Below are 8,985 nucleotides of genomic sequence, written 5' to 3' on the forward strand. Positions count from 1 at the left end.
CATGTCCAGTGGTTCAGGCATAGGAATCCACGATCTGTCGTTGGCGACGACGGAGTTCGTGCTGCCGCACGCGGCGCTGGCCGCGTACAACGGTACGGAGCTGGGGAAGTACCACGTCGGCATCGGCCAGGAGTCGATGAGCGTGCCGGCGGCGGACGAGGACATCGTGACGCTGGGGGCCGCCGCCGCCGCGCCGATCGTGGAGCGGCACGGCAGTGACCGGATCCGGACGGTGGTGTTCGCCACCGAGTCGTCGATCGACCAGGCGAAGTCGGCCGGTGTGTACGTGCATTCGCTGCTGGGTCTGCCGTCGGCGGCGCGGGTGGTGGAGCTGAAGCAGGCCTGCTACGGCGCGACGGCGGGGCTGCAGTTCGCGCTGGGCCTGGTGGCGCGCGACCCCTCCCAGCAGGTGCTGGTGATCGCCAGCGACGTGTCCAAGTACGAGCTGGACAGCCCGGGGGAGGCCACGCAGGGCGCGGCGGCGGTGGCCATGCTGGTGTCCGCGGACCCGGCGCTGGTGCGGATCGACGGTCCCTCCGGGTTGTTCACGGCGGACGTGATGGACTTCTGGCGGCCCAACTACCGCGACGCGGCGCTCGTGGACGGCCAGGAGTCGATCAGCGCGTACCTCCAGGCGGTGGAGGGCTGCTGGAAGGACTACAGCGGTCAGGGCGGGCGCGGACTGGAGGAGTTCGCGGCGTTCTGCTACCACCAGCCGTTCACCAAGATGGCGTTCAAGGCGCACCGCCACCTGCTGAACTACGGCGGCCTGGACACCGACCAGGACGTGATCGCCGCGGCGATCGGGCAGAGCACCGCCTACAACCGGGTGATCGGCAACAGCTACACCGCGTCGGTGTACCTGGGTCTGGCCGCTCTCCTGGACCAGGCGCAGGACCTGTCGGGGCAGGCGATCGGCTTCCTGAGCTACGGCTCGGGCAGCGTCGCGGAGTTCTTCGCCGGCGAGGTCGTGCCCGGCTACAAGGAGCGGCTGCGCACCGCGGAGAACCTCGCGGCGATCGAGCGGCGCACCGAGCTGGACTACGCCGGTTACCGCCAGCTGCACGAGCGGTCCTTCCCGACCGACGGCGGCGACTACCCGACGCCCGTGCAGAACGGCGGACAGTTCCGCTTCGCCGGGCTGCGCGGTCACAAGCGGATCTACGAGCGGCGGTAGGCAGCCGTGCGGTACGGCAGGTGCGCGGGCGGCCCGGAGCGGCCGCCCGCGCACGTCTGTTGCGGGAGCGGCGGGGCCGTCCGGGCGCCTGTCATGAGCAGAGACCATTTACGTCGCGTTGAGGGTAGGGCAGGCGGATGACCGATATCGCAGCCGATATCGCAGTTCTTGGTACGGGCGCCTATGTGCCGGACCGTGTCGTCTCCAATGACGAGGTCGGGGCCCCGGCCGGGGTCGAGGGCGAGTGGATCGTCCGCAAGACCGCGATCAGGGAACGCCGGTGGGCCGCCGAGGGGCAGGCCACCTCGGACCTGGCCGTCCAGGCGGGGCGCCGGGCGCTGGAGGCGGCGGGGATCACCGCGGCCGAGCTGTCGCTGATCGTCGTGGCCACCTCCACGCCGGACCGGCCGCAGCCGCCCACCGCGGTCTTCGTGCAGCAGCGGCTCGGCGCCCTGGGCGCGGCGGCGTTCGACGTGAACGCGGTCTGCTCGGGCAGCGTGTTCGCCCTGTCGGTGGCCGAGGGCATGCTCGCGCACCGCGGCGGCCACGCCCTGGTGATCGGCGCGGACGTGTACTCGCGGATCCTGAACCCGGCCGACCGCAAGACCGTCGTGCTGTTCGGCGACGGCGCGGGCGCGCTGGTGCTGGGTCCCGGCACCGGCCCGCGCGTACGGCACGTCTCGCTGCACACCTACGGGGAGCTCGCGGACCTCATCCAGGTACCGGCCGGCGGCAGCCGCATCCCGCCCGACCGGGCCGCCCTGGAGGCGAACCTGCAGTACTTCGCGATGGACGGGCGCGAGGTGCGCCGTTTCGTCGTGGAACAACTGCCGCAGCTCACCAAGCAGTTCCTGCACGAGGCGGGAGTCGCGCCGGACGACATCGCGCACTTCGTGCCGCACCAGGCCAACGGCGTCATGCTCGACACCGTCATCCAGGACCTGGGACTCTCCCGCGCCACCACGCACCTGACGCTGGAGGAGTACGGCAACACCGGAGCGGCCTCCATCCCGCTGACGCTGGACGCGGCGGCCCGCAAGGGCGCCTTCCGGCGCGGCGACCTGATCCTGCTGGCCGGCTTCGGCGGCGGCATGGCCGCGGGGCTCGCCCTCCTCGAATGGTGAACACCGCCCGCCCGCACGGGCGTTGACGGTCACCACCCCGACAGGGCCGGGGAGTCCTCACTTCCCCCAGAGAGAGCTCCCCGGCCCGATTCCCCGGCACGACATCGCAGGAGGCACCCGCGTGATCACGGAGAAGGAGCCCGGCACCGGCCTGGCCGCCCGCGTACCGGGATCCAAGAGTCTGACCAACCGGCTGCTGCTGCTCGCCGCCGCCGCGGACGGTACGAGCACGGTGCGCGCCCCGCTGGTGAGCGAGGACACCGTCGCGTTCCGCGAGGCGCTCGGCGTCTGCGGCATCCCGGTCCGCGGCGGCCCGCAGGACGCGTACTGGGACGTGACCGGCACGGGCGGCGGCCCCACCGGGACCGCACGCCCCTGGTGCGCGGACGCCGGCACGGCCGCCCGCTTCCTGCCGCCGTTCGCCGCCACCGGCCACGGCACCTTCCTCTTCGACGGCTCCGAGCAGCTCCGGGCCCGCCCGCAGCGCCCACTGATCGACGCGCTGCGCGCCCTGGGCGTCGAGCTGGATCCCGGCCCGGGCAACGGGCTTCCCCTGCTGATCCGCGCCCGGGGCATCGAGGGCGGCGAGCTCGCCGTCGACTCGTCCCTGAGCAGCCAGTACCTGAGCGGGCTGCTGATGGCGGCGCCCCTGATGCGCCGCGGCCTGGCGATCCGGACCGGCAGCCTGGTCAGCCGCCCCTACATCGACATGACCCTGGCGCTCATGCGCCGCTTCGGCGCGCACGTCGAGGAGAGCGCGGACGGCACGCTCCGCGTCGCCCCGGGCGCGTACACCGCCACCGACATCGCGGTCGAACCCGACGCCTCCTCCGCGTCCTACGTCTTCGCCGCGGCCGCCGTCACCGGAAGCACCGTCACCGTGCCCGGACTGGGCACCGACAGCCTCCAGGGAGACCTCCGCTTCGTCGACGTCCTCGCCCGGGCCGGTGCCGTCGTGCACGTGGGCCCCACGGCCACCACCGTGACGGGCACCGGACGGCTGCGCGGCGGCTTCACCGTCGACATGGGCGAGATCTCCGACACGTTCATGACCCTGGCCGCCGTCGCGCCGCTGGCCGACGCGCCCATCACCATCCGCGGCGTCGCCCACGCGCGGCTCAAGGAGTCCGACCGCGTCGCCGCGATGGCGGCCAACCTGCGGGCCTGCGGCATCGAGACCACGGACGGCCCCGACTGGATCACCGTCCACCCCGGAGCGCCGCGCCCCACCGTCATCGCGTGCCGGCGCGACCACCGGATCGCCATGTCGTTCTCCGTGCTCGGCCTCGCCGTGCCGGACACGATCGCGCTGGACGACCCGTCCTGCGTGGCGAAGACCTTCCCAGAGTTCCACGACGAGATGCGGCGCCTGTTCACCGGCTACGCAGTCCGTCCGGCACCGACCGGCACGTGAAGGAGCACCGTTGAGCAGGTTGCGTTGGCTGACCGCGGGGGAGTCGCACGGACCCGCGCTTGTGGCGACGTTGGAGGGTCTTCCCGCCGGCGTGCCGATCACCACGGAGTTGGTGGCGGATCATCTGGCGCGGCGTCGTCTGGGGTACGGGCGTGGTGCGCGGATGAAGTTCGAGCGTGATGAGGTCACGTTTTTGGGTGGTGTGCGGCACGGGTTGAGCATGGGGTCGCCGGTCGCGGTGATGGTGGGCAATACGGAGTGGCCCAAGTGGGAGCAGGTGATGTCGGCGGATCCGGTGGATTCTGGGGTGTTGGCGGATCTGGCGCGTAATGCTCCGTTGACGCGTCCGCGGCCGGGTCATGCCGATCTGGCGGGGATGCAGAAGTACGGGTTCGATGAGGCGCGTCCGGTGCTGGAGCGTGCGTCGGCGCGGGAGACGGCTGCGCGGGTGGCGTTGAGTGCGGTGGCGCGGTCGTTCTTGAAGGAGGCGGCCGGGATCGAGGTCGTCTCGCATGTGACGGAGCTGGCGGCGGCGAAGGCCCCGTACGGGGTGTACCCGGTGCCTGCGGATGTCGAGAGGCTGGATGCGGATCCGGTGCGGTGTCTGGATGCGGATGCCTCGAAGGCGATGGTCGCCGAGATCGATCAGGCGCACAAGGACGGGGACACGCTGGGCGGTGTGGTGGAGGTGCTGGCCTATGGGGTGCCTGTGGGGCTGGGGTCGCATGTGCACTGGGACCGGCGTCTTGATGCGCGGTTGGCGGCGGCGTTGATGGGGATCCAGGCGATCAAGGGGGTGGAGGTCGGTGACGGTTTCGAGCTGGCGCGGGTGCCGGGGTCGAAGGCGCACGACGAGATCGTGTCCACCCAGGACGGTATCCGCCGGACCTCGGGGCGCTCGGGTGGTACCGAGGGTGGTCTGAGTACGGGTGAGCTGTTGCGGGTGCGTGCGGCGATGAAGCCGATCGCGACGGTGCCGCGGGCGCTGGCGACGGTGGATGTGGCCACGGGTGAGGCGACCAGGGCGCATCATCAGCGTTCGGATGTGTGTGCGGTGCCGGCGGCGGGGATCGTGGCCGAGGCGATGGTGGCGTTGGTGCTGGCGGACGCGGTGGTGGAGAAGTTCGGCGGTGACAGTGTGCCCGAGACGCGGCGCAATGTGCGGTCCTACCTCGATCACCTCCAGATCCGGTGACCGGCCCGAAGACCGTGCTCGTCGGCCACGGCCCGCGGTGAGGTACCGCGGGCCGTGGCCGTCCGTCTTGTTCCGCCCTCTCGCGGTCGGCGCCGCACCGCTCTGCCCTGCTCTCTCCCGCTGAACAGGCCGAGCGCCGTCACGGAGCCCCGGCCGCCGTCGCCGTGCGCGAGGGCGGCGATCAGGCGGCCTCTCTGCGCTGCCGGTCCAGGAGGTGGCGCAGCACGAGCCATTCCCGTATCTCCCACGAGTGCCCGGCGGAACAGCTGATGCTGCTCTTCTGGCCCGGGCTCCCCGCGGCCCCGACGGCGTGCGGCGACGCGTTGATCGTCCCCGTGCACCGGTCCACCACACACTGCCGGGTGAGCGGGTCGCGGTCGCCGCGGTCCGGTTCGACCACCCGCAGCAGCTCGGTGTGCAGCCCCTGGACCTCGTCCGCGAAGTCGGCGGCCGGCGGCTGGGCCGCGAGCCACTCCAGGTTGAGCAGGAGGAAGCAGGCCAGGTGGGGTACGGACCGGGGCGGGGCGGTGGTGCCGAGCTCCTCCGCCACGTAACCCGCCCACGACTCCAGGATGGCGACGATGTTGCTCCTGGCGTCGAGGGCGGCGACGTTCAGATGATCGCGCTTGCGGCTCCCGGAGACCTTCGTCGGGTTCCTGCGGCGCGTGGTCGTCGCCATGACGTGGTGCAGGCCCTCCTGGTGCAGGCCGGGCAGCGCGCGCAGATTACGCTCCAGCTTCCTGGTGCACGGGTCGCAGAGCAGGGCGCCGGTGGCGGTGCGGATCTCCTGTCTGTGGTGTCGCGAGCATGAGTGAATCTCCATGGTGTTGCATCTCCTCTAACGGTGTTGCCTTGCCGAACCGGCCGTCCTGAAGCGACGCTGCTGGTCAGGACCGTGTGGCCGGACTCTTGGGCCGTACGGTCGGGTCAGGGGATCCTGTGGCCCGCGTCGTGCTGGATCCGGAAGGTCACGAACTCGGCCGAGCGCACGGTGGCGAGGCCGACGTCCAGGTTCAACCGGCCCCGTGCCGTGTCCTGCGCGCTGTTGTTGGTCTCGTCGCAGACGACCTCGAACGCCTCGGCGGCGGACGCGCCCGGCAGCGCCCCCTGGCGCCACAGGCCGCGCAGGAAGGCCGTGGCCGACTGGCGCACCAGCGCCCGCAGCGGGGCGGTGTTCGTCTCGTGGGCCGCCCACCAGGTGCCCTGGCGCAGCGACGCGCGGGCGTGGTTCACCAGGCGGCGTACGGCGAGGGCCGACCAGCCGGACTCCGTGGACAGCGTGCGAGCCGCCGACACCCGGATGCCCTGTCCCGCGACGAACCCCGTCCCGTTCAGGCCCCGTTCGGCGATCGCACCCTGCTCCTGGTCCGTCAGCTCCCACTCCTGTTTCACCACGCCCACCAGGGCTCCCACGGGCGCCGCGTGCACGCCCCGCTCCGTGTCGACGCGGCAGCACAGCCCGGACACGTGCCCCGACGGCGGCACCAGCCGTTCCGTCCCGCCGGGCTCGGTCACGGTCAGCCAGGGATAGTGCACCGCGACGAACTGGGCCTCGGGCTCGTCCAGTTCGAACGGCCTGCTCCGGACGTCGGCGGGCGCGAGCCCCTGCCGGGTGTGCAGCAGCCCCACCCGGTCGCCGAGCCGGGCACAGTGCCCGGCGATCTCCCGCGCGATGCCGTCCGCGTCCGCCGGCACCCGCCACAGGTCCGGCGCCACCACGAGAGTGATCTCCGGCAGACGTGCCAGCCTGGCGAGGGCGGACCGGTACGCGGCGACCCGGTCGCCCTCCCCGGCCGTGCCCGCCGCGGCCCCCTCGTCGGCGCCGATGACCCACACCCCGCCCCCTCCGTTGCGGAAGTGGCCGAGCACGGCGTCGTGGACGTGGGAGCGCGCGTCCTCGCGGGTCCTGCGGTGCGAGAACGCCTCGATGAACTCCTGCGGATGGCGGACGTAGGCCGGCCTGCCCGGCAGGCCGCGCGCGTCCCCCACGAAGGCGGCGACCGACGTGTGCACGCCGCGGATCACGGGCGCCCCGAGCCCCGAGCCCCGGGCGCCGTCCGCCTCCCGGAGCCGGACACCCGGGCCGAACGGCCCGGCGGTGCTGATGATGCGCGGGGGATTCGGCTGCTGTTGGGACATGCAGACTCCTCGGTCACGACGGTTCTCCGGAAGGGGAGGGGCCGCACGGCCCCTCCCCGGTCGGGTCCTCAGCCCACAGGGGTGAGGACCAGGGCTGATGTCTCCATGGGCAGGGACACCGAGCGGTCGACGGCCAGGCCGGAGCCCTCCGCCAGCCTGTGGTACTCCCCGATGGAGCGCTGGTGACCGCCGTTGACCACCATCAGGTGGAGGTCCCACAGCGGGGCCAGCAGCCCGGCCTTGCCGTCCTGGACGACCATCTCCAGGATCAGCAGCCGGGAGTGCGGGGCCATGGCCTCGCGCACGGTGCGCAGGAGGCGCAGACACTGCTCCTGCGACCAGTCGCCGAGGACCCGCGACAGCAGGTAGGTGTCCGCACCCCGGGGGACCGGTGTGCTGAACATGTCCCCGGCGACGAGCTCGGCGCGGTCGGCGCCGACGGTCTGCTCCAGGTGCGCCCGGGCGATGGGGATGGTGTGCTCCAGGTCGATCAGGGTGCCGCGGGCCTCGGGCGCGGCACCCAGGACCCTGGCCAGCAACTGGCCGCTGCCGCCGCCGATGTCGACGACGTGCCGGTCACCGGTGAAGTCGATGTGCTCCGGCACCGCGTCGAAGGCGAAGTTGTTCGCCTGCGCCCGCATGGCCCGCTGGAAGCGCTGGGCCGCGTCGGTGTCCTTGCTCAGATAGTCGACGAGCGAGTGGCCGTGCGCCGTCTCGAAGCCGGGCCGCCCGGTGCGGAAGGTCTCTATGGAATCCCCCCACGCCCGGTAGAACTCCTCGCCGTAGAGCAGGGACACGTCCCGCAGCGAGCCGGGCCGCTCGCGCAGCAGCTCGCCCACCTCCGTGTTGCGGTACCCGTCGGTCTCGTCGCCGTCGACCACGTCCAGCCGCAGCAGCAGCCGCAGCAGTCGCCGGACGGCGTCCTCGTCGGCGCCGGCCTCCCGGGCGATCGCGGCCGGCACGGTGTGGCCCGCCGCGATCAGATCGGGCAGCCCCAGCTTGGTGGCCGCGTAGACGGCCTGCGTGTGCCAGGCGGCGGTGATGAGGTCGATGGCGGCGCGGGCCGCCGGGCGGGGGGTGTTGTCCGAGCTCATGGCCTGTCTCTCCCTACGGACTTCGGTGGGGGCAAGGGCGCGGTACGCCGCGCCGGGGTGGGTCAGGAGGGGATCCAGTCCCGCTTGATGTGGGGCGTGTCGATGCTGAGGGCGCGCATGTGCTCGATCGGGTTGGTGTATTCGCGGCTCGCGGCGATCAGGCCGTCCCGCAGGGTGAACCCGTGGATGAAGTGGTTGCGGTAGCGGCCCTCGGGATAGCCGGGGAAGCGGATGGTGCCCTCGCCGTCGCACTCGACCCAGATGATCGCGGGGTCCTGCGTCTCGTAGATCTGCACGTCGAACCATTCCCAGTCGGGCAGTACCTTCAGGGACAGCTCGCCGTGCCGCTGGAGCTTGTCCCGGCCGGTGACCACGATGGGGCGGCCGATGTCGGTGTTGAACAGGGCGGCGGTGCCGTCCTCGGTGTAGAGCGTGTAGCGGCGCAGCCGGGCCTCGGGCCCGATCTCCATGTACCGCTCCACGGCCCGGCGGTTGCGGGCACGCAGGTCGAGGTCGTTGGTGAACACCGGCGCCGCGACGGCGGGTTCGGTGGACGGGGTCGAGGTCATGAAGGTCTCCGGACGAGAGGGCCGGCGGGCCGACGCGGCCCGGCGGTCTTGCGGAACAAGGACAGCGGTCACCGCGGTCCCGGCCGGGGGCGCGCGTACGGTCGCGTGCGTACGCGGCGGCCTGCCCGGTGGGCACGGTGGCGGGGTTCAGGGTTGGAGGCGGGTGGTGTTCCAGCCGTGGTCGGTGCGGTCGTAGCGCAGGCGTTCGTGGAGGCGGTCGGTGCCGTTGGCCCAGAACTCGATGGTGGTGGGCTGCAGGTGGTAGCCGACGAA

Annotated in this window: 9 protein-coding genes; 4 read left to right on the forward strand and 5 right to left on the reverse strand. The window is 72.3% G+C overall.

Annotated features, from left to right (window positions below):
- The first annotated feature begins 1 nt into the window (after window position 1).
- The 4 genes from ACFYXE_RS30755 to aroC all read left to right on the forward strand — a co-directional run bounded on the left by ACFYXE_RS30755 (window position 2) and on the right by aroC (window position 4,910).
- Window positions 2-1,177: a hydroxymethylglutaryl-CoA synthase gene (locus ACFYXE_RS30755; protein ID WP_389318166.1), complete on the forward strand. Its 1,176-nt coding sequence runs from the start codon at window positions 2-4 to the stop codon at window positions 1,175-1,177.
- A gap of 137 nt (window positions 1,178-1,314) precedes the next feature.
- On the forward strand, window positions 1,315-2,301 hold the full coding sequence (locus tag ACFYXE_RS30760; RefSeq protein ID WP_361180811.1) for a ketoacyl-ACP synthase III: 987 nt from the start codon (window positions 1,315-1,317) through the stop codon (window positions 2,299-2,301).
- A 121-nt stretch (window positions 2,302-2,422) separates the two neighbouring features.
- Window positions 2,423-3,715 carry a 3-phosphoshikimate 1-carboxyvinyltransferase gene (gene aroA / locus ACFYXE_RS30765; protein ID WP_389318168.1) on the forward strand — a complete coding sequence of 431 codons (1,293 nt, stop codon included), beginning with the start codon at window positions 2,423-2,425 and terminating at the stop codon, window positions 3,713-3,715.
- 10 nt (window positions 3,716-3,725) lie between these two features.
- Window positions 3,726-4,910, forward strand: coding sequence for a chorismate synthase (gene aroC / locus ACFYXE_RS30770; protein ID WP_389318170.1), 1,185 nt, complete (start codon window positions 3,726-3,728; stop codon window positions 4,908-4,910).
- A gap of 181 nt (window positions 4,911-5,091) precedes the next feature.
- Here aroC and ACFYXE_RS30775 read toward each other — a convergent pair whose 3' ends face one another.
- The 5 genes from ACFYXE_RS30775 to ACFYXE_RS30795 all read right to left on the reverse strand — a co-directional run bounded on the left by ACFYXE_RS30775 (window position 5,092) and on the right by ACFYXE_RS30795 (window position 8,970).
- Complete coding sequence (locus tag ACFYXE_RS30775; protein ID WP_389318172.1) at window positions 5,092-5,733, reverse strand: hypothetical protein; 642 nt, start codon at window positions 5,731-5,733, stop codon at window positions 5,092-5,094.
- A 104-nt stretch (window positions 5,734-5,837) separates the two neighbouring features.
- Window positions 5,838-7,049 (reverse strand): phage tail sheath family protein, encoded by a 1,212-nt coding sequence (locus ACFYXE_RS30780; RefSeq protein ID WP_389318174.1) that lies wholly within the window; start codon window positions 7,047-7,049, stop codon window positions 5,838-5,840.
- Between the two features lie 68 nt (window positions 7,050-7,117).
- Window positions 7,118-8,143 (reverse strand): methyltransferase, encoded by a 1,026-nt coding sequence (locus ACFYXE_RS30785; protein ID WP_389318176.1) that lies wholly within the window; start codon window positions 8,141-8,143, stop codon window positions 7,118-7,120.
- Between the two features lie 62 nt (window positions 8,144-8,205).
- Entirely contained in the window at window positions 8,206-8,712 is a 507-nt protein-coding gene (locus ACFYXE_RS30790; protein WP_389318178.1) for a PhzA/PhzB family protein, read from the reverse strand.
- A 147-nt stretch (window positions 8,713-8,859) separates the two neighbouring features.
- Window positions 8,860-8,970, reverse strand: a complete 111-nt coding sequence (locus tag ACFYXE_RS30795; protein ID WP_389318193.1) for a pyridoxine 5'-phosphate oxidase C-terminal domain-containing protein — start codon at window positions 8,968-8,970, stop codon at window positions 8,860-8,862.
- Window positions 8,971-8,985 lie beyond the last annotated feature (15 nt).

The sequence above is a fragment of the Streptomyces sp. NPDC002564 genome (assembly GCF_042889645.1).
Lineage (GTDB): Bacteria > Actinomycetota > Actinomycetes > Streptomycetales > Streptomycetaceae > Streptomyces.

Coding starts and splice junctions, on each gene's coding strand:
- ACFYXE_RS30755 (WP_389318166.1), top strand. CDS start 2: ATGTCCAGTGGTTCAGGCATAGGAATCCACGATCTGTCGTTGGCGACG.
- ACFYXE_RS30760 (WP_361180811.1), top strand. CDS start 1,315: ATGACCGATATCGCAGCCGATATCGCAGTTCTTGGTACGGGCGCCTAT.
- ACFYXE_RS30775 (WP_389318172.1), bottom strand. CDS start 5,733: ATGGAGATTCACTCATGCTCGCGACACCACAGACAGGAGATCCGCACC.
- ACFYXE_RS30780 (WP_389318174.1), bottom strand. CDS start 7,049: ATGTCCCAACAGCAGCCGAATCCCCCGCGCATCATCAGCACCGCCGGG.
- ACFYXE_RS30785 (WP_389318176.1), bottom strand. CDS start 8,143: ATGAGCTCGGACAACACCCCCCGCCCGGCGGCCCGCGCCGCCATCGAC.
- ACFYXE_RS30790 (WP_389318178.1), bottom strand. CDS start 8,712: ATGACCTCGACCCCGTCCACCGAACCCGCCGTCGCGGCGCCGGTGTTC.